This window comes from Streptomyces sp. NPDC030143 (genome assembly GCF_055573695.1).
Genome location: NZ_JBVIAY010000005.1, coordinates 44,904 through 64,414 on the forward strand (window position 1 = coordinate 44,904; position 19,511 = coordinate 64,414).

At 72.3% G+C, this 19,511-nt stretch carries 14 protein-coding genes; 5 read left to right on the forward strand and 9 right to left on the reverse strand.

Going from position 1 to position 19,511, the window contains the following annotated elements:
* Window positions 1–294: 294 nt before the first annotated feature.
* From ACZ4YY_RS10815 to ACZ4YY_RS10825, 3 genes are all read right to left on the reverse strand, one after another.
* On the reverse strand, window positions 295–1,392 hold the full coding sequence (locus tag ACZ4YY_RS10815) for a mechanosensitive ion channel family protein (RefSeq protein ID WP_468286732.1): 1,098 nt from the start codon (window positions 1,390–1,392) through the stop codon (window positions 295–297).
* Window positions 1,393–1,524: 132 nt separating this feature from the next.
* Window positions 1,525–2,988, reverse strand: a complete 1,464-nt coding sequence (locus tag ACZ4YY_RS10820) for a hypothetical protein (RefSeq protein WP_468286735.1) — start codon at window positions 2,986–2,988, stop codon at window positions 1,525–1,527.
* Window positions 2,989–3,050: 62 nt separating this feature from the next.
* Window positions 3,051–3,974, reverse strand: coding sequence for a lysylphosphatidylglycerol synthase transmembrane domain-containing protein (locus ACZ4YY_RS10825; protein ID WP_468287689.1), 924 nt, complete (start codon window positions 3,972–3,974; stop codon window positions 3,051–3,053).
* Between the two features lie 204 nt (window positions 3,975–4,178).
* Here ACZ4YY_RS10825 and ACZ4YY_RS10830 point away from each other — a divergent pair, with 204 nt between their 5' ends.
* Window positions 4,179–6,104, forward strand: coding sequence for an ABC transporter ATP-binding protein (locus ACZ4YY_RS10830; protein WP_468286739.1), 1,926 nt, complete (start codon window positions 4,179–4,181; stop codon window positions 6,102–6,104).
* A 598-nt stretch (window positions 6,105–6,702) separates the two neighbouring features.
* A complete protein-coding gene (locus tag ACZ4YY_RS10835) occupies window positions 6,703–7,857 on the forward strand; it encodes a methyltransferase (RefSeq protein ID WP_468286742.1) in 1,155 nt (384 codons plus the stop codon).
* A gap of 296 nt (window positions 7,858–8,153) precedes the next feature.
* Here ACZ4YY_RS10835 and ACZ4YY_RS10840 read toward each other — a convergent pair whose 3' ends face one another.
* The 3 genes from ACZ4YY_RS10840 to ACZ4YY_RS10850 all read right to left on the reverse strand — a co-directional run bounded on the left by ACZ4YY_RS10840 (window position 8,154) and on the right by ACZ4YY_RS10850 (window position 11,749).
* On the reverse strand, window positions 8,154–8,642 hold the full coding sequence (locus tag ACZ4YY_RS10840; RefSeq protein WP_468286747.1) for a glutathione peroxidase: 489 nt from the start codon (window positions 8,640–8,642) through the stop codon (window positions 8,154–8,156).
* A 201-nt stretch (window positions 8,643–8,843) separates the two neighbouring features.
* Window positions 8,844–10,025 (reverse strand): DegT/DnrJ/EryC1/StrS family aminotransferase, encoded by a 1,182-nt coding sequence (locus ACZ4YY_RS10845; RefSeq protein ID WP_468286750.1) that lies wholly within the window; start codon window positions 10,023–10,025, stop codon window positions 8,844–8,846.
* A 14-nt stretch (window positions 10,026–10,039) separates the two neighbouring features.
* On the reverse strand, window positions 10,040–11,749 hold the full coding sequence (locus tag ACZ4YY_RS10850) for a carbamoyltransferase family protein (protein ID WP_468286753.1): 1,710 nt from the start codon (window positions 11,747–11,749) through the stop codon (window positions 10,040–10,042).
* A gap of 272 nt (window positions 11,750–12,021) precedes the next feature.
* On the opposite strand from ACZ4YY_RS10850, the gene ACZ4YY_RS10855 reads away from it, so the two are divergent.
* Both ACZ4YY_RS10855 and ACZ4YY_RS10860 read left to right on the forward strand, forming a co-directional pair.
* Window positions 12,022–13,143: a radical SAM protein gene (locus ACZ4YY_RS10855; RefSeq protein ID WP_468286756.1), complete on the forward strand. Its 1,122-nt coding sequence runs from the start codon at window positions 12,022–12,024 to the stop codon at window positions 13,141–13,143.
* The gene (locus ACZ4YY_RS10860) at window positions 13,143–14,222 is read left to right on the forward strand and encodes a methyltransferase (RefSeq protein ID WP_468286760.1); all 1,080 of its coding nucleotides are present in this window, start codon (window positions 13,143–13,145) and stop codon (window positions 14,220–14,222) included. The genes ACZ4YY_RS10855 and ACZ4YY_RS10860 overlap by 1 nt, the downstream gene beginning before the upstream one ends.
* A 692-nt stretch (window positions 14,223–14,914) precedes the next feature.
* On the opposite strand, the gene ACZ4YY_RS10865 is transcribed toward ACZ4YY_RS10860, so the two are convergent.
* Genes ACZ4YY_RS10865 through ACZ4YY_RS10875 form a run of 3 tightly spaced genes read right to left on the reverse strand, consistent with a single transcriptional unit; the run spans window position 14,915 to window position 17,047 of the window.
* Window positions 14,915–15,442, reverse strand: a complete 528-nt coding sequence (locus ACZ4YY_RS10865) for a P-loop nucleotide/nucleoside kinase family protein (protein ID WP_468286765.1) — start codon at window positions 15,440–15,442, stop codon at window positions 14,915–14,917.
* A complete protein-coding gene (locus ACZ4YY_RS10870; RefSeq protein ID WP_468286772.1) occupies window positions 15,442–16,077 on the reverse strand; it encodes a hypothetical protein in 636 nt (211 codons plus the stop codon). The genes ACZ4YY_RS10865 and ACZ4YY_RS10870 overlap by 1 nt, the downstream gene beginning before the upstream one ends.
* A gap of 46 nt (window positions 16,078–16,123) precedes the next feature.
* Complete coding sequence (locus ACZ4YY_RS10875) at window positions 16,124–17,047, reverse strand: PIG-L family deacetylase (protein ID WP_468286775.1); 924 nt, start codon at window positions 17,045–17,047, stop codon at window positions 16,124–16,126.
* 557 nt (window positions 17,048–17,604) lie between these two features.
* Between ACZ4YY_RS10875 and ACZ4YY_RS10880 the strand changes: the two genes are divergently transcribed.
* A complete protein-coding gene (locus ACZ4YY_RS10880) occupies window positions 17,605–19,506 on the forward strand; it encodes a KedN5 family methylcobalamin-dependent radical SAM C-methyltransferase (RefSeq protein WP_468286778.1) in 1,902 nt (633 codons plus the stop codon).
* Window positions 19,507–19,511: the final 5 nt, after the last annotated feature.

A 19,511-nucleotide genomic window follows, 5' to 3' on the forward strand; every position in this document is an offset into this window, starting at 1 on the left:
AGCGCGGCGCCACGCGACGGGGCGCCCCCTGCCCCCGTGCCCGGTCCGACCCTCCGGCCGCCGGGCGAAAGCCGACCTGAAACCGACCGGAAACCGACCCTGGGATCGCACCGGAGTGACGGCCCCCGCGGTCCCCCCGCTCGGCACTGCCACGAACCTGACCGCCGCACCTGCCGCCCACGCGACCCCCGCCCCGCGAGACCCCCGGCCTCCGGGAGCGGCGACGTCCACCGGCCCCGCCCCCGCCCGCCCGGCCGGGCGGGGGACAGGGCGACTCCGCGACGCCCCGAACCGTCAGTCGTGCAGGGCGGCCGGTCCGTCCCGCAGGACGTCGCCGGCCGTGCGCTGCTGCGGGATGACCACCGCGCCCTGCTGCAACGCCACCGTCCGCGTCGGCGCCGGGATGCGGATGCCCTCGTCGAGGTAGCGGCGGTGCAGGCGCTTGATGAACTCGTGCTTGATCCGGTACTGGTCGCTGAACTCGCCCACCCCGAGGATCACGGTGAACCCGATCCGGGAGTCGCCGAAGGTGTGGAAGCGCACCGCCGGCTCGTGGTCGGGGACCGCGCCGGTGATCTCCGTCATCACCTCGGTGACGACCTCCGTCGTCACCCGCTCGACGTGCTCCAGGTCGCTGTCGTAGGCCACCCCGACCTGCACCATGATCGTCAACTGCTGCTCGGGACGCATGAAGTTGGTCATGTTCGTCTTGGCGAGCTGCCCGTTGGGGATGACGACCAGGTTGTTGGAGAGGTTGCGGACCGTCGTCTGGCGCCAGTTGATGTCCTCGACGTAACCCTCCTCGCCGCTGCTCAGCTTGATGTAGTCGCCGGGCTGGACGGTCTTGGACGCGAGGATGTGGATGCCCGCGAAGAGGTTGGCGAGGGTGTCCTGGAGGGCCAGCGCGACGGCCAGACCGCCCACGCCCAGCGCGGTGAGCATCGGCGCTATGGAGATGCCCAGGCTCTGCAACGCCACCAGGAAGCCGATGGCCAGGACCAGGACCCGGGTGATGTTGACGAAGATCGTGGCGGACCCGGCGACACCCGAGCGGGAGTGGGTGACGGTCTGTACCAGTCCGGCGACCACCCGGGCCGCCGACAGTGTCGCCACGAAGATCAGCAGCACCGTCAGGCTCTGGTTGACGGTGTGCTGGACCGCCCGGTTCAGCGGCAACAGCGCCGCCGCGGCCGCCGTGCCGCCCGCGATCGCCGCCCACGGCACCACCGAGCGCAGTGCGTTCACGATGACGTCGTCGCCGTTCCAGCGGGTGCGCTTGGCGTGCTTGGCCAGCCAGCGCAGCAGCGTCCGCGACAGGAACGCCACCAACAGTCCGGTAACCAGGGCGATCCCGGCGAGGACGACGTCGTCCAGGGTCAGTGCGCGGTTCACCGGTCACCTCCGGGAAGACGATCCGCGGCAAACGGGGCCGCCGACGGCCGGATGTGAAGTCTCGTCACGTTGTCACCTGCTCGAAGATTCCGGGAAGTGCCAGCGCGCCCGCACGCACACGGACGCGACCGCTCATCCTGCCGTATCCGGAACGGCGGTTCGTACCGGGCGACCTGCGGAGGGTCGGTCCTCGGCCGGGCGGCGCGCCGCTCGGCGGGGGACACCGGCCCGGTCCAGCAGGGCCGACATCGCGGCGGCCGGCAGCGCCGGGTTGGCCGCCGCCGAACTGCCGACCTCGCGATCCTCGAGCAGCTCCAGCAGCCGGGGCACCGGCAGGCGCGGATCGGCGGCCGCCGCCGAGCGCACCCGCGCCGCGGCGTCCCGGCTCAGCCGTTCCACGAGGGCGGGCGTCGCCCCGGGATCACGCAGGGCCAGGACGCGCTCCTCGGCCCGCGGCGAGCCGGCGAACCGGGCCGCGAGCCCGGCCGAGGGGAAACCCGGCCGGGTGGTCAGCATGCCGACGGCCCGGTGCGTGCCGTGCAGGTACAGGTCGAGCAGCAGCTCCGGCGGCGCCTTCGGATGTCGCTCGGCGAGCAGCAGCCGCACGGCGAAGTCCTCGTCGTCCGCGAGGAGTTCCACGCAGTCGTCGGGCAGCCCCGGGCACACCGCGGCGCTGCGCCGCAGCCACGGGTGCGCCGAGCGCGCACAACGGCGCAGCGCCTCCTCGTCGTCCCGGGCCCACCAGACCCACAGCAGGGTCTCCAGCCGGTCCTCGGCCCCCACGGTCCAGTCGATCGCCGCCCGCTCCCGCTCGGTGAGCTCCGGGCGGGCGGAGACCGCGAGACGGACGGCGGGGTCCTCGTGGCCGGCGAGACGGGCCGCGAGGTCGGCGGGGAAGGAGGGGTTGCCGACGAGTCGGGGCAGGAGGGTGCCCTCGGCCAGCAGCCGCTCGGCCAGGGAACGCTCCAGCCTGCCGTGGGCGAGGACGTCCCCGAGCCGGACGCCGGCCGCCCCCGACTCGACCAGCCAGGCGGTGCGCTCCCCGTCCCCCTCCATCACCTGGAGCGCGGCCGTGGTGCGGACCTGCGGATGCGGATCGTCCAGGAGCGCCTCGCGGACCCGGGGCGACAGTTCGCCCCAGAAGCGGCGGCAGGCCGCCAGCCGGAAGAAGGGGTCCTCGTGCGTCGCCAGGGGCGCCACCACATGGGCGGGCGTGGACGGCGCGTCGACCGTCTCGTACCGCACGACGGCCCTGTCGTGGCGGAGCAGCCGCGCGTACGCCGCGTCCGGCAGCGGCGGCGCCGTCGTGCCGAAGGGACGGGGTCCGACGGCGACCAGGACGGCGTCGGACTCCGGACCGTCCAGCAGCCTGGCCCGCAGCTCCGGGTCGGCGTTCGCGCTCTCCGCGAGCGCCGACCGCACCCTGCGGTCGGGGTGGGAGAGCATGGCCTCGGCCACCTCGTCCGGTACCGAGCGGCGCCAGGTCAGCCGGGTCACGACCGTCCAGTCGTACTCCAGACCGAGCAGCCGCAGCAGCACCTCGGCCGGCGCCGACGGGTTGCCGGCCAGCCCGGGCACCGCGTCGCGTGCCGTCATGATCCCCCCTGATGCCGTCCCCCCGAACGTGTGTGCGTCCGTGACAGCCCGAGCGTACGGGCTCAGATCACCTTCAGCCGCACCAGCGCCCCCAGGGTCAGCGCCCCCGGCAGCAGGGGCAGCCACACCGTGATGACGCGGTAGGCGAGGACGACGGCCGTGACCGGCGCCACCGGGCCGCCCGCCGCCACCAGCGCCACGGTCAGCGCCGCCTCCACCGAGCCGATCCCGCCCGGCGTCGGCACCAGCGCGACCGCCACCGTGGCCGCCAGGTACGCGACGGCCATGTGCGCCGGGGGCACCGGCAGCCCCAGCGCCCGCCCCACCGCGGCCAGCCCGGCCGCCTGCAGCACCGGGAACGCCAGCGAACCGCCCCACAGCGCCAGCACCCGCGCCGGACGGGTGTGCACCGAGCGGGCCTCACCGAGCGCGGCGCGCAGGAACGAGCCCACCGCCGACCGCGCCCGCCCTACGAGGAGCAGCACGGCCGCCGGCAGCAGCACGGCCGCGCCGACGGCGGCCAGGAGCGGGCCGAGCGCCGCGTCGGGCAGCAGCGTGCCGAGCCGCAGCGCGCCGGGGAAGACGGCCAGCAGCACGGCCAGCAGGCCCACCCGGGCGACGCCCTCCGCCAGCAGGTACAGGGCGAGGGCCGCCGACGAGCGGGCCGCCGGCACGCCGCACACCGTCATGAACCGCAGGTTGACCGCGCTCGCGCCGAGGCCCGTCGGCAGCAGGTGGTTGGCGGCGCCCGCCGCGAACTGCGCGGCCAGCAGCCGCCACCGGGGCAGCCGTTGCACGACGGCGCCCTGCCGGGTGACGGCCGCCGCCACCCACGTCAGACACGTCGCCCCGGCCGCGGCCAGCAGCCAGGGCCACTCGGCGGTGCGCACCTGCCCGAGGCCCTCGACCAGGACGTCGCGGTGCCGTACCGCGACGACCGACACGAGGACGAGCGGAAGCAGACACAGCACCCGGCGCACCGGCAGACGCCGGCGGGGACGGTCCTCGGGGGACGGGGCCCGGGGAAGGAGCCCTCGGGGCGGGGACGGCACGCTCACGTCCGCACAGGCTGTCCGAGTCACCTCAACGAGGAATGACGCCGGCGTGGACGGCGGCGGGGGAGCAGACGTCGTCCTGCTTGACTGTTGACTGTTGACCTCAAGGATGCTCGAGGTTCTAACGTCCTTCTCATGAGCATGGAGACCACCGCCTGGACGCAGTTGTACAGCGTCATGAACGCCCGGCACGAACGCCGTCCCTTCAACCGCCGCACCCTGCGCCGCATCGGCGCGTTCGCCCGTCCGCACCGCCGCCGCATCGCCTTGTTCGTGCTCCTCGGGACGGTGACGGCGCTGCTCGCCGTCGCGACGCCGGTGCTCGCCGGACGGGTCGTCGACGCGATCGTGACGGACGGCGACTCCGCCACCGTCGTCCGGCTGGCGCTGCTGATCGCGCTCATCGCGGTGCTGGAGGCGGCGCTCGGCATCCTGGGCAGAAGACTCTCGGCGACGCTGGGGGAGGGGCTCATCCTCGATCTGCGCACGGCCGTGTTCGACCACGTGCAGCGGATGCCGGTCGCCTTCTTCACCCGGACCCGTACGGGCGCGCTCGTCTCCCGGCTCAACAACGACGTGATCGGCGCCCAGCGCGCGTTCAGCAACACGCTGTCCGGGGTGGTCAGCAACCTGGTCACCCTGCTGCTCACCCTCGCCGTCATGCTCACCCTGTCCTGGCAGGTCACCCTGCTCGCGCTGGCCCTGCTGCCGGTGTTCGTGGTGCCCGCCCGGCGGATGGGCCGGCGCATGGCGGACATGCAGCGGGAGGCGGCCGCGCTCAACGCCGCGATGGGCACCCGCATGACCGAACGGTTCTCCGCGCCCGGCGCCACGCTGGTCAAGCTGTTCGGCCGCCCCGAGCAGGAGTCGGCGGAGTTCGCGGCCCGCGCCGACCGCGTCCGCGACATCGGCGTGCGCACGGCGACCGCCCAGTCGGTCTTCATCACCTCCCTCACCCTCGTCTCCGCCCTGGCCCTGGCCCTCGTCTACGGCCTCGGGGGCCGGCTCGCCCTGGACGGTGCCCTCGACCCCGGCGCCGTCGTCGCCCTCGCGCTGCTGCTGACCCGCCTGTACGCGCCGCTCACCGCGCTCGCCGGGGCGCGGGTGGAGGTGATGAGCGCCCTGGTCAGCTTCGAGCGCGTCTTCGAGGTGCTCGACCTGAAGCCGCTCATCGAGGAGAAACCGGACGCCCGTGCGGTGCCCGAGGGGCCCGTCTCCGTCGAGTTCGACGACGTCCGCTTCGCCTACCCCTCCGCCGACAAGGTCTCCCTCGCCTCCCTGGAGGAGGTCGCGTCCCTCGACACCCGCGGCGGCGCCGAGGTCCTGCACGGCCTGTCCTTCCGCGCCGAACCCGGCCAGACGATCGCCCTCGTCGGCTCCTCCGGCGCCGGCAAGTCCACGATCGCCCAGCTGCTGCCCCGCCTGTACGACGTCGACGCCGGCGCGGTCCGCCTCGGCGGGGTCGACGTGCGCGACCTGAGCGCGCGGTCCCTGCGGGAGACGCTCGGCATGGTCACCCAGGACGGTCACCTCTTCCACGACACCGTCCGCGCCAACCTGCTGCTCGCCGCCCCGGACGCCGACGAGGACGCCCTGTGGGACGCCCTGCGCCGCGCCCGCCTCGAGGACCTGGTCCGCTCGCTGCCCGACGGCCTCGACACGGTGGTCGGCGAACGCGGTTACCGCCTCTCGGGCGGCGAGCGTCAGCGCATGACGATCGCGCGGCTGCTCCTGGCCCGTCAGCGCGTCGTCATCCTCGACGAGGCCACCGCCCACCTCGACAACACCTCCGAGGCGGCCGTGCAGGAAGCCCTCACCGAGGCCCTCGCGGGCCGCACCGCGATCGTCATCGCCCACCGTCTGTCCACCGTGCGGACCGCCGACCAGATCCTGGTCGTCGAGTCCGGCCGCATCGTGGAGCGCGGGACGCACGAGCAGCTGCTGGAGGCGCAGGGCCGCTACGCCCAGCTGCACCGCACCCAGTTCCACCGACCGGAGGAGGGTGCGGAGGAGGGTGCCGAGGAGGGTGCCGAGGTAGCCGCGGAGGAGGCGGCGGCCTGAGAAACGCTTACGGGGCGGGCGGTTGCCACGGGCTCCCGCCCGCCGAGGTGTTTCACGGGGCGGCCAGGGCCCGCCTGCTTTGTGGAGGCAGCCGCCGACGGCGACCGGAGCGGCCACCGGACACCAGGGCCGCGCGAAGCCGGTCGGCCTCCCGGTGGGCTCCGCCCCGGCCCCGTGGTGGGCTCCACCCCGGCCACTGTCGGCTCTGCTCGGCCACGCGGGTGGCTCCGCCTCGGCCTCGCGGTGGGCTCTGCCCCGGCCCCGCGGTGGGCTCCACCCCGGCCACTGTCGGCCCTGTTCGGCCACGCGGGTGGCTCCGCCTCGGCCATGCGGTGGGCTCTGCCTCGGCCTCGCGGTGGGCTCTGCCTCGGCCATGCGGTGGGCTCCGCCTCGGCCTCGCGGTGGGCTCCACCCCGGCCGCTCGGGCGGCCCTGCTCGGCCCGTCGGTGGCTCCGCCCCGGGCCGCGCGGGCGGCCCCGCCTCGGCGGCGCGGGCCGACCAGACCCGCGCCGTGGGCGGCCCGTCCGCCGTCGCCGTCCGCGTCGGGGCCGGTCGGTTACCGTTGACGATCCGTCACGGAGGGGAACCAGAGAACATTTTGAAGGCCACAGAGCAGCAGATCACCTGGACCGACGGCGAAGGCCGCACCCGCACCGCCCGATGGCACTCGGAGAACGGCGCCCCGCCCCCACGGCGCGTCGTCGTCGCCGACGACCGGATGAAGGCCGACGTCGCCTACCGCACCGCGGCCGAGGGCACCGCGATCCTGTGGTCCGGCGACTTCCACAACGCCCGGCAGCTGCTGTCCGCCCTGAGGCGGCGGATCGACCGCCGGCGCCGCCGCCCCGCGGACGACCACGCCGTCGCCTTCAACCAGCACCGCCAGGCCCAGGCGTTCCGCGCGAAGATCCTCGGCAGCCTCCTCGTCCCGCTCGACGAGGGAGCCGTGCTGTCCCTGCGCCGCGCCCCCGACGTGCGCGTGGCCTGCGCCGAGGCCGGCTGCCCGCTCGACCGGCCCTTCGTCTGCTCCCTGCCCGCCCTGCTCGGCATGACCGGCGCACACGAATGGCGGCACAAGGGCGTCGCGATCCCCGCCCTGGGCGGCGACCGGATCCATCCCCACTACGGCGTCTTCTCCCCGGTGCGCGGCGAGTACCTCGACCTGGTCGCCCGCGCGCCCCTTCCCGACGGCCGCCCCGGGCCCGCGGTCGCCTTCGACGTCGGGACCGGCACCGGAGTGCTGGCCGCGCTGCTGGCCCGGCGCGGTGTGCCCGAGGTGGTCGCCACCGACCTCAACCCCCGTGCGCTGGCCTGCGCCCGGGACAACGTCGACCGGCTCGGACTGTCCGCGCGCGTGCGGGTGGTGGAGGCCGACCTCTTCCCGGCACGCCGACGGGCCCCGCTCGTGGTGTGCAACCCGCCCTGGCTGCCGGCGAAGCCGACCTCCGCGCTGGAATCCGCGGTCTACGACCCGGGCAGCCGGATGCTGCGCGAGTTCCTGCGGCGACTGCCCGGACATCTGGAACCGGGCGGCGAGGGGTGGCTCGTCCTGTCGGATCTCGCCGAGCATCTCGGACTGCGCACGCGGCAGGACCTGCTCGGTCTGTTCACGGGGGCGGGACTGGAGGTGGTGGGCCGGCTCGACGCCAGACCCCGCCACCCCCGGGCGGACGACGAGAGCGACCCGCTGCACGCGGCGCGCTCCCGTGAGGTGACCTCGCTGTGGCGGCTGACCGTCCGCAAGGACCCCTGAGGGGCGCGCCGCCCGGCGCCGCGGCCGGGAAGACATGACACCACCCCTCCGGCCGGCGCACCGGTCCGGGGACGAGCGTCGTCGCGCGGGCCGCCTGCCGCCGTCGCGGCGGGGCGGACCGGACCTCGGAAGCGAACCGCACCGGCAACCGGTGCAGCCCCCGCATCAGGCCCGGTGGGCCAGGACCGGGTGGGGGTCGTCGGCGAGGTGCGTCCCGGGCAGGGTCGGCTCCTCGAGCGTGCGGGTGCGCTGTGCGCGGTGTTCTCCGGCGGTACGGCCCCGGACGGGGCGGGTGTTCAGGCGGGCAGCAGTGCTTCGATGCGGGCGACGACCTCGGGGGCGTCCGGCTTGACGCGGGAACCGATCCGGTGCGCCACCAGACCGTCGGGGGAGACGAGGAACTTCTCGAAGTTCCACTCGACGTCCCGGGCCACGCCCTGCTCGTCGGGGGCGGCGGTGAGGAACGCGTACACCGGGTGCCGGTGCTCCCCGTTGACGTCGACCTTCTCGAAAAGAGGGAAGGTGACGTCGTACGTGGTCGCGCAGAACTCCCGGATCTCCTCGGGCGTGCCCGGTTCCTGCTGCCCGAACTGGTTGCAGGGGAAGCCCAGTACGGCGAAGCCGCGGGGCCCGTAGTGCCGGTGCAGGTCCTCCAGCGCCGCGTACTGCGGGGTGCGCCCGCACTGTGAGGCCACGTTGACCACGAGCAGCGCCCTGCCCCGGTAGACGCCGAGATCGGCGGGTTCCCCGGCGAGCGTGCGGACGGGAATGTCGTACAAGGTCATGTCGGTGCGTCGCTCCCTGTGGTGCGTGACGGTCGTTCAGGGGTCCTTGCAGTGGACCCGCCTGGGCCGCGCGGTCTGGTACCGCACCTCGCCGCGTTGCCGGAGAGCCCTCGTAGCGGAGCTACCAGGGCTCTCCGGCGCCTTGTGATGCACGGCTCCGGACCACGCGGCCCGATCAGGCGCTCACCGTGCAAGGACCCCTCAGCCGGCTCGGTCGATGCCCTGGTGGGCCTTGCGGAAGGCGGTGACGACGGCGTCGACGTCCTCGTCGGTCATGGCGGCGCCCAGCCCGATGGTGACGGACCGCCCCAGCAGGCCTTCGCTGACGCGGAACCGAGGGGGACGCTCCCACTCCACACCCCAGGGCGTACGCCCCTCCCGCACGGCCCGGTTGGCGGTGACCGGCTGCCCCTGGTACAGGGTGTGCGCCGGAATGCCGGCCGCGTTCAGGTCGGCGACGAAGCCGCGCGCCTGGAGGCGGGAGTCGAGGAACAGCGTCAGGTCGCCCGCTGACCCCTCCTCGTCGGGCAGCCTGCGCCAGCGGACCGGCAGATCGGCGGTCTCGGCGCGCACGTGCCGCGCCACGTCACGCAGACGCCGGCACATGGGCAGCAGCCGGGGGAGCTGCGCGGACAGCAGCGCCGCGGTCAGCTCGGTCATGCGCAGGTTGGCGCCGACGAACGCCGGCAGGTCGGCGCTTCCGCGCGTCGCGCCCTTGGAGGTGGTGAACTGCCCGCCCTGGTCCTGGTACCGGGCCACCCGGTCGTACACGTCGGCGTCGGTCGTGGTGACCGCGCCGCCCTCGCCGGCGGTGATGTTCTTGTCGAGCTGGAAGCTGAAGGCGCCCGCGTCGCCGAGACCGCCGACGGGCCGTCCGCGGTAGGAGACGCCGGCGGCCTGGGCGGCGTCCTCGATCACCCGCAGTCCGTGCCGGCGCGCGACCTGGAGGATCGGTTCCATGTCGGCGGCGACGCCGTTGAGGTGGACCGGCATCACGCCCCAGGTGCGCTCGCTCACCACCTCCTCCAGGTGGGCGGGGTCCAGCGTCAGCGAGTCGTCCACCTCGGCGAAGACGGGCACCCCGCGCGCGGCGACGACCGCGCCCACACTGCCGACGAAGGTCACGGCGGGCACGATCACCTCCGCGCCGGCCGGGATGCCGAGACCGATCATCGCGGCGGTGAGCGCGGCGGTGCCGGACGACACGGCGACCGTGTGCGCCACCCCCGCCACCTCTCCGAACGCGGCCTCGAACGCGTCGGTCCGGTGGCGCAGGTCCGGCCCGTAGTAGCGGAACAGCGACCGCGACCGGATCACCTCCAGCGCGGCGGCCTCCTCTTCCTCCCCCCACAGCGCGAGGGCCCGCCACGTCTCGTACCGCATCTTTGGAGCGTCGGTCACTCGGCCGCCCCCGTCGTCACCGTGTCGAGGTCCGACACGCTGTGCGCCACCACGAAGTCCTCCAGGAACAGATAGTCGAGCTGGCTCGGCCCGAAGAAGGCCAGCGCCTGCTCGGGGGTCTCCACGATCGGCTCACCGCGGTCGTTGAAGGAGGTGTTGAGCACGACGGGCACCGAGGTGAGCTCCCCGAACCGCTCCACCAGTTCGTAGAAGCTGCCGTTCGCCTCCGGGGTCAGCGTCTGCACCCGCGCCGTGCCGTCGACATGGGTGATGGCCGGCACCTCCCGGCGTTTGTCCTCGCGCACCGGGGCGACGAGCAGCATGTACGGGGACTCGATGTCGAGCTCGAAGTACTCGGCGGCCCGGTGGGCCAGGACGGCCGGGGCGAACGGCCGGAACGCCTCGCGGTGCTTGACCTTGGCGTTGAGGATGTCCTTCATCTCCGCGCGGCGGGGGTCGGCGAGGATGCTGCGGTGTCCCAGGGCGCGCGGCCCGAACTCGGAACCGCCGGTGAACCAGCCGATCAGCGCGCCCTGCGGCAGGAGTTCGGCCGCCACGCGGGCCGGCCGTGCCACACGCCGGTACGGCAGCCCCGAGGCGTCCAGCGCGGCCTGGATCTCCTCGGTGCCGTACGGGCGGCCGAGGTAGGTGTGGCGCTGGGGACGCGGAGCCGTCGCCGGGGCCTTCGGACCGCGCGGGCGCGGCCGTTCGCCGAGGACGTGGTAGCCGTAGTAGGCGCAGCCGACCGCGCAGCCGTTGTCGCCGGCGGCGGGCTGGGCGTAGATCTCGGTGAACGGGGTGTTCCGCAGGATCTTGCCGTTCGCGACCGAGTTGAGCACGACACCGCCGGCCAGGCAGAGGCGGGTGAGGCCGGTCTCGCGGTGCAGCCAGTCGGCGGCGTGCAGGACGGCGGTCTCCAGCAGGTCCTGCGCGGCCCACGCGAGGTCGGCACCCCGCGCGAAGCGCTCGTCGCCCTCCAGCCCGTCGAGGGCGTGCTCGACGAACTCCAGCAGCCCGCCGTCCTTCAGGTGCAGGGAGAAGCGGCCCTCGGGCAGCAGGTCGAGATGGCGGCGGAACTCCGTCTTGTAGCGGTCGCCGCCGTAGGGCGCGAGGCCCATCGTCTTGCCGTCCTCGGTCAGGTACCAGGGCCCCTCCTCGTAGAGGGTGAAGCCGATGGCCCGGCTGACCGCCTTGTACATGAAGCCCAGCGAGTGGTCGCTGTCACCGGCCTGGTAGACCCGGGTGTCGCGCAGTCCGTCGGTGCTCCAGTTGGTGCCGTACACCTTGGAGATCTCGGTGATCTCCGTGCCGTTGCCGACCGACAGGGTCATCGTCTCGACGCCCCGGTCCTCGAACAGGCTGCCGGCCCCGTCGACGACGAGCACCGCGGCCTCGGGGAAGGGCGAGGGGTGGAAGGCGCTCGCGGCGTGCGCCATGTGATGGCGGATGAGCGTGGTTTTGCTGCGGAACGGGAAATAACAGCTGGGCAGAAGGGTGTCGTCGGCGACGATCGCCTCGACCTCGGAGAGCCGCACTCCGCGCGTCGTCAGGCAGTAGCGCCAACAGCCGTTCGTCAGGGAATTCACATTCACCGCGTATTTGCGGCGGGTCAGTCGCTCTTCTTCAATACCGACGACGATCTCGCCGTTCTCGACGAGACAGGCCGAGAAGTCGTGGTTGGAACCACCGAGCCCCAGAGTGAGCATACTGCCGTCCTTACTGCCGGTTGCGGCCCACGGATTTGGCGAGTACGTGAACGTAACGCTACCCCGGTGCAACTGGTGGGCCGTTAGGCGCATATGAGCCATCCTCCGGCCGGTTCACGTCGAGTTCCAGACGAAGGGCGCCGCCCCGGGGAGTACGCATTGACCGTCTGTTCCGGACGAACTTAGACTCGACCGCCGACGGAGAGTCATGCGCAAAAACGACCTGGGTGCGGTGATGAGGCATGGCCCTGAAAAGTCAATATCGTGATGCGATGTTCGCGCATCGTGATGGACAGCAGCGTCTCAAGCTCCTCATGAACGACATGGTCATCGAGGAACAGCTGTGCCAGATGCGCTGCTCCTACTGTCTGACCGAAGATTTCAACCTCCTCATGGCTGTCCCGGACGCGAGGCTGCGGCTGACCACCGACCGGCGCGCGGACTGGCACGAGATCCTCGACGCCTACCACCGAAACGTGGACAGCCCTGTCATGCGCCTGAGCGGCGGCGAGTTCTTCTGGCTGAAGGGCTCCACCGAGTTCGTCGCGGAGTGCAGCGAGAAGTACGAGGTCGTGCAGGTCATCACCAACGGCGCGTTCCTGACGCCGCACCGGCTCGAGGCGCTCGCCGAGCTGGGCAACGTCCAGCTGTGCCTCTCGCTGGACGGCCACACGCTGGAGATGAACGGCCACCGGCTGCCGCCGAAGCAGCACCGGCTCTTCGACGTGATCATGCGGCACCTCGACCACGCGGTCGAGCTGGGCATCCCGATCGAGATCCAGTCGGTGATCAGCGACCTGAACGCCACCGGCCAGGCCGACTTCGCCGAGTTCCTGCTCGAACGCTACGGGCAGGGCGTGATGCTCTACTTCTTCCCGGTGCGCGGTGAGACCAGGACGACCCACGCGCCGCCGCTCGGCGACCATTTCGCGCCACTCCTGGAACGCTACGACGAACTGTCCGCGGTCCTTCCGCCGCGCGCCTTCGTCGAGCACATCGCCAATCAACTCCGCACCGGGGTGCGTACCCTGCGGTGTTACGCGACGGCCACCATGGTTCAGCTCTTCGGCCAGGGCGACGTCTCCTGCTGCCCGTACGCCTGGCTCAAACCCATGGGGAACATCAAGGAGAATCCCGAGCTGATCCACGAACAGTTCGGCAAGCACCAGCACTACGACATGTTCATGCAGCCGCGGCCGCGCTTCCCGTATTGCAAGAGCTGCACCGGGCCGATCGATGTGGTGAATCTCTACCTGTTCGGCGGCATCTCCCAGGAGGAAATCGCGCGCTGCGCGCCCTACGCCGGACCCCGCACCCAGGAGCGGCTGCGGGAACTGAAATCGGCGTTCACGCCGATCTTCGAGCCGGACAACCAAGGTCTTGAGGAGACGTGATGATTTCCGTGGACGGGATTTCCGGCGACGATTTCGCGGGCGCCGGGCTGCAGAGACTGCTCACGCTCCCGCAGCACGACCTGCTCACCCTCGCCGGTGACTGGCTCGGTGAACTGGCGCCGTGGCGCAACGCCGACACGCTGGCGGCGATCTCCACCACGCTGTCCGCGGAGTCCGTCCTGTCCTCCCTGTTCGTCTTCGGGGAGCGGGTGGCGGAGTCCGACGTCCGCGCGGAGGTCCCCGGTGAGCTGCTCGACCTGCTGCTGCGGGCCGGGGTGCTCGCCGAGGAGTCCGGCAAGGTGTCGGCCGACTACTGCCTGGTGCGCGGGGACGGCATGGCGCTGCTGGCCGCCTGGCGGGCCGCGGGCCGGGACACCGGTTCCTACGCGCCCTGGGTCGGCACCGACTCGATGACGCTCTCCCGGCTCGTCGCGGCACGCCGCGGTGCCCGTTCGGCACTGGATCTCGGGTGCGGCACCGGCATCCTCGGCCTGTCGGCGGCCCGGAACGGCGCCGAGGTGCTGTCGGTCGACGTCAACCCGGAGTGCACGGCGGCCGCCACGGTCAACGCCCATGTCAACGGGCTCGGCGACCGGCTGACCGCCGTCGAGGGCGACATCATGTCCCTGTCGCTGGACTCCCGCTTCGACATCGTCGTCTCCAACCCCCCGTGCCTGCCGCTGCGTCGGGGCTCGCTCGGCTGGCTGGCCGGCGAAGCCGGACTGGACGGCCTGGAGTTCTTCTGGGAGCTGCTGCGTCAGGTCCCGCGCCTGCTCACCCAGGAGGGCGAGGCCCTCCTCCAGGCCGCCGCCTACGGGGACGAGCACGGCCCGTTCTTCGTCCCGGAGCTGGAGGCCGAGCTGCGGCGCCTGAAGGTCTCCGGACGACTGCTGCTGCGGCCCTCGACGCCCCCGCGCTGGCCGGCCTTCGCCCCGCGCGACGAACACCAGCAGCTCACCGGCCCGCTCGGCGACGAGGTCCGGGAGTACGTCGAGAGCATCGGCGCCACGCACTACTACGGCTTCGTCCTCTCGGTACGCCTCGACGACGCGGGCCTGGAGGTCGGCCGCTTCCGCTGACCGCCGGGGCGACGCCCACGGGCGGTGGGGTGGGGCCGGCCCCCACCCGCCGGCCCGGTCGCCGGCAGGGCGTGGGGGACGGCCGACGGACCCTCCGCCTCGGCAGGCGCTCCCGTGCCCCGGGCGGTCGGCGACCTCCGACGACCCGTGAGCCCCGAAGGACTCCGTGCTCGGCGCGGGCGTCTGCGTCCCGGACCGGGCGGGGGCTCGTGACGGCAGTGCGCGAACCAGGCGGGTCGCCGGCCCGACCGGGCCCGTGCCGTCGGCGGACCCCAGGCCGCCGTCCGAGCGACAGCCGCTCACCCGTCCGTCCTCGATGGCGGCTGCCGGCGGTCCGTGGTGGTTCCGGGTGGTGGTTGCAGGCCACCTGCGGGTGTTCCCGGTGGCGGCCCCCGGATGCCCGTGATCCTCCCCGATGACGGCTGTCGGCCGTCCGGGGGCGTCGGTTGTCCGCGGTCCGTGGTCGCTCCGGGTGGCGGTGCCCGGCCGTTTGTGGACGTCCGCGTCCGTGGCGGCTGTCGGCCGTCCGTGGTGGTCGCGGGCGCCGGTCACCGGCCGCCCATGACGGTCCCCGGTGGCGGCTTCCGGCCGGCCGCGGTCGTCCGCGGTGCCCGGCCCGCCACGGTCGTCCGCGTCCGTGGCGGTTGTCGGTCCTTTCGTCCGTGACGCGGCCCTCGCGGGCCGGCCGCCGGTCATCCGGGCGAGCCCAGCCACCCCGCTCCCAGCTCCGCGTGTTCCAGGGAGGCGACCGCGTCGGTCGCCTCCGGCAGGGTCAGGTGCGTGGTGTCGACCAGGCGGATGCCCGGCACCTCGGGCACCTCGGCGTCGAGGTGCCGCTCGGCCAGCCGGCCCTCGACGAAGAGCCGGCCGCCGGCGTCCTTCTCGATGCGCGCGGCCAGGGCCTCCGGGTCGGCTCGCAGCCCGTAGTAGACCGCGTCCACGCCCAGTTCCTCGAACACCTTGCGGAAGCGCTCGTAGGCACGTCCCGCCAGGACCACCCCGGTGACGACCACGACACGCGCCCCCCACGAGCCGTAGACGGGCAGGACGGCGCGCATCGTCGCGGCCATCAGGTCGTACAGGTCCTCGCCGCCGTCCCAGGGGTGGACGATCGGATCGCAGTCGATCGCCGCGGCCGGAACGTCGTACCGGGTCACCAGCTGGTGCCCCAGCCGGGTCTTGCCCACACCGGGGGCGCCGGTGATCACCACGACCCGCATCAGCGCGCACCCTCGCGGACCGTGCCGACCAGCCGGAAACCCAGGTGCGGGATCTTCAGGAGTTTCGCTCCGGAGTCGATGTCCAGGAGCTTCTGCTTCAGCACCGACGTCACCCTGTTCACGTCCTCGCCGCCGGTGGCCTCGGTGAGTTCCTCGCGGGAGACGATCTGGCCCGGGCGGTCGGACAGCAGCCGCAGCAGGTTCGCCTCGGCGTCGGTGACGGGTGACGACTTGGCGGACGAACTCAGCGAGCCCTTCCCGTCGAGCGTGAGCACCTGGGTGTTCTCGGACGGCGTGACGTTCCTGAGATAGCCGAGGGTCTCCACGAGCCGCGGCCGCCTCAGCGGGCTGGCCAGCGTGAAGCTGTAGCCGCGGGAGACCGCCGCCAGGACCTCGGTGGCGGAGATGCCGTCCAGGACGGCCACCACGTACCCGCCCCTGCGCTTGAGCTCCTCCACGGACAGGTCGTCCGGCCGGTCGGCGGCGACCCGGTGGAAGGCGACCAACTGGGCGCCCGGCGGCGGGGCGTGACCCGCCTCCGGGTCCGTCACGTGCAGGGCGAGGCCTACCTCGGCGCAGGCGTCCGCGAGGACCTCCAGGTCCTCCGGTGTCAGGGACTGAGCCAGTGCATACATGGGAAACCCCTCACGGTTCGCGTGTCGTGCGGAGCCGGGCAGGCCGTCACCTGCGCAGCAGCCAGATCCGTTCGGCGGACGGGGCGTCGGAGCCCTCCGCCAGGCGCACCCCGTGCCGGCGGACCCGCTGGACGATGCCCCTGCGCACCTGGATGCGGTAGGCGCCGAGCGCCTCGCACTTGGTGAGCGCCGCCAGGTCGTCCACGGGCAGCAGCCGCGGCCGGAGTTCGCCGAGTCCCGCCTCGGCGAGGCGGGCACCGAGCTTGCGCGCGGTCTCCTCCGCGGGCGAGAACAGGGAGTACGGCTGGTCCTCGTAGAAGGCGACCCGCGCCGCGTCGAGCCGGCCGGTGCGCACCAGTTCCAGCACCGCCTCCCGGCAGGCCAGGTGGTCGACGTGCCCGCCGACCCCCAGGGGCGCGTAGAGCGGGCCGGCGCCGTCCAGCAGGGCGGCGAGCCGTTCGGTGACGGCGCCGAAGAGCGCGGGCTCCTCGCGCGGGAAGCCGTCGGACCAGGCCGGATCGGTGAAGAAGCGGTCCCGTCTGAGGTCGCGGTCCGCGGCGTCGACGAACCCCAGCAGCTCCACCTCGGCGCGCAGCACCCGGGCGGCGACCGCCTCTTCCGCCAGCAGCAGACGCCGGGTCTCGGCCGGGCGTTCGGCGTAGTACGGGTCCTTGGTCCAGGTCTCGACGCTGAACACGTCGAGGAACCTGCCGCCCTGGCGCGCCAGGGTCCCGCCGAGGGCCAGCGCGGCGTCGTCCGGATGCGGCGAGACGACCACGGGTGGTGGTGCCGGCGCGCGGCCGGAGGTGAGCGGGGGTGCCATGAGCAGCAGCCCGTGCCGCCGCCACAGGTCGATGACCGCCTGCTCCGCCGCGCGGAAACCGTCGAGGGGCCGACTGCCGTCGCAGCGCGCCAGCAGGGCGGCGTCCCGCTCGGACAGCGGACCCGGGACGTCGACCCGACGTCCCATGAATCGGAGCCTGCCGTCATCGGTTTCCAGGTGCGGCAGGGCGGTCGGACACCACGTGTCAGGAATCTCCGTCATGTAACTCCGAGCCCGGGCGGACGAATGACAGACCCATTACGGCCGGAGCATACCGACCGCCGGCACACCCGCACAGGTCGCGCCGCAAAGCGGCAGAAAATGAGGGACCCGGTGGCTGAAAAGACGCTTCCGGCATTCTCCATGATCAAGTGCCGGGCGGTCGGACAGATGTGTTTCCGGTCATTCATTCCGCGCCGGAGACTGCTTCCGCCCCCGCCTCCGCGTCCGCTCCCGCCGCCGGTCCCGCACCGTACGACACGCGTTGAATTCCCACGTCAGGAACCCTGCTCCGAGGCCTTTGCGCGCCCGCGGCAGCCATCCGAAGGGCGGCCGTCCCGGGGGTGTGGGCATGGCCGAACACCTGCGGATCACACGGACGCACCGTCGATCCGGTTGCCGAGGCCCCATTGCGCGGGGGATCTTCTGCTGTAGCCTCAAAGGGCGATTTGGCCTGTCGGACCGATTAGGGGACGAGGCGGGGAATGGAGACTCGAGTACTGCTTGTTCAGCAAGGAGTCTGGGGGAATTCCGCGGCCTCCATGCCGCTCGCGATCGGCTATCTCAAGGCCTACGCCGAGGCCGACGATCGCATTCGACGGCGCACGGACATCACGATCAAAAACTATCCGGGGGACGCCGGCCTGAACGCCATGGCCCGCGACCTCGTGCGGGACGGCTGTCCCGACGTGCTCTGCTTCTCCGTCCTCGGCTGGAACTTCCGTGCCTTCGGCACCCTCGCCGAGACGTTCAAGCAGATCAACCCGCAGGGCTGGGTCGTCTTCGGCGGCAACCACGTCGCCCACCAGGCCGAGCGTGTCTTCCGCATGTTCCCGCACGTCGACGTCGTGGTGAACGGCGAGGGGGAACTGGTCTTCCGGGACCTGCTGAACGGCTACCTCGACGGCGCCCGCCCGACCGAACTCCACGGGATCAGCGGCATCTCGTTCCGGGAGGCCGACGGAAACCAGGTCACCACCCCCGAACGCGACCGCATCCAGGACCTCGAGATCCTGCCGTCCCCCATCCTCACCGGAGCGGTGCCGCTCGTCGACGCGAAGGGGCGTTTCCTGTACGACTACGCCCTGATGGAGACGAACCGCGGCTGTCCCTACAAGTGCGCCTTCTGCTATTGGGGCGGTGCCACCGGGCAGAAGATGCGGGCGTTCTCGCGGGAGCGGCTGCGGGAAGAGCTGGAGGTGCTCGGGCGGCACGGCGCCGAAATCCTCATGCTCGCCGACTCGAATTTCGGGCTCCTGCGTCAGGACGAGGAATTCCTGGACGACCTGCTGCGTGTGCGCAGCAAATACGGGTTCCCGAAGAGACTGGAAACCTCCTGGGCGAAGAACAAGTCACCCGGCTTCTACCGCATCATGGAGAAGATGAAGCAGTCCGGGATGCACAGCGCCTTCATCCTCGCCCTGCAGACGATGGACGATTCCGTACTGGACCTCATGCGCCGGCGGAACATGAAGCTGAACGACTGGGAAAGCCTGGTCGCGTGGCTGACCGACCACGGAATCACACCGTATCTGGAGCTGATCTGGGGGGCGCCCGGTGAGACGGTCGCCTCGTTCCTGGACGGATACGACCGGGCGGCACGGCACACGCCGTTCATCGCCGTCCATCCGCTGATGCTGCTGCCGAACACCGAGTACCACGACAAGAAGGAAGTGCACGGACTCGTCACCGTGCGCGGCGAGCAGGACGACTTCGACTACGTGCTCGCCCACCGGACCATGACGCTCGCGGACAACGAGCGCATGCTGCGCTTCATCTGCTGGAACCGGGTTCTGGCGCGCAGTCTGTTCCTGCACAACATCTGGGTCGCCCTGCGCGAACTCGCCGGCGTCCCGCAGTCGCGCGTGCTGCTCAGCTTCTCCGACTGGGTCGACAAGAGCGACGACCCCGAGGCCAGGGAGTTGCACGCAGTCGCCCGGCCCACGAGTTCCGCTAGCGAGCTGGTCGACCCCAACGTCTGGCGGCTGCTCACCAAACGGCTGCTGCAGCGGTGGTGGGAGGAGGCCATGCGCCCCGACCTGCCCGAGGACCTGCTGCCGCTGCTGGACGAGGTGTTCCGCTACGACCTGCTGTGCCAGCCGGTCCGTCCGCTGCCCGACGGCTCGGGTCCCGAGGAGGACCTGCCGGTCGTCACCAAGTACGGCGAACGCTGGTACCTGCGCGGCGACACCGAGTTCGCATACCCCGTGCCCCGGCTGATCGCCGCGCTGCGGCGCGGGGAGACGGTGAGCACGACGCCCGAACGGCACACCGAGGACTTCTACTACCGGACCGAGTTCGGCGGGGACCTCCAGCACTACTTCCGCATGGACCGCTTCCGCGGACTGACCGAGCAGCAGCTCGACGCCCAGTTCACGAAGGTTTGACCGAG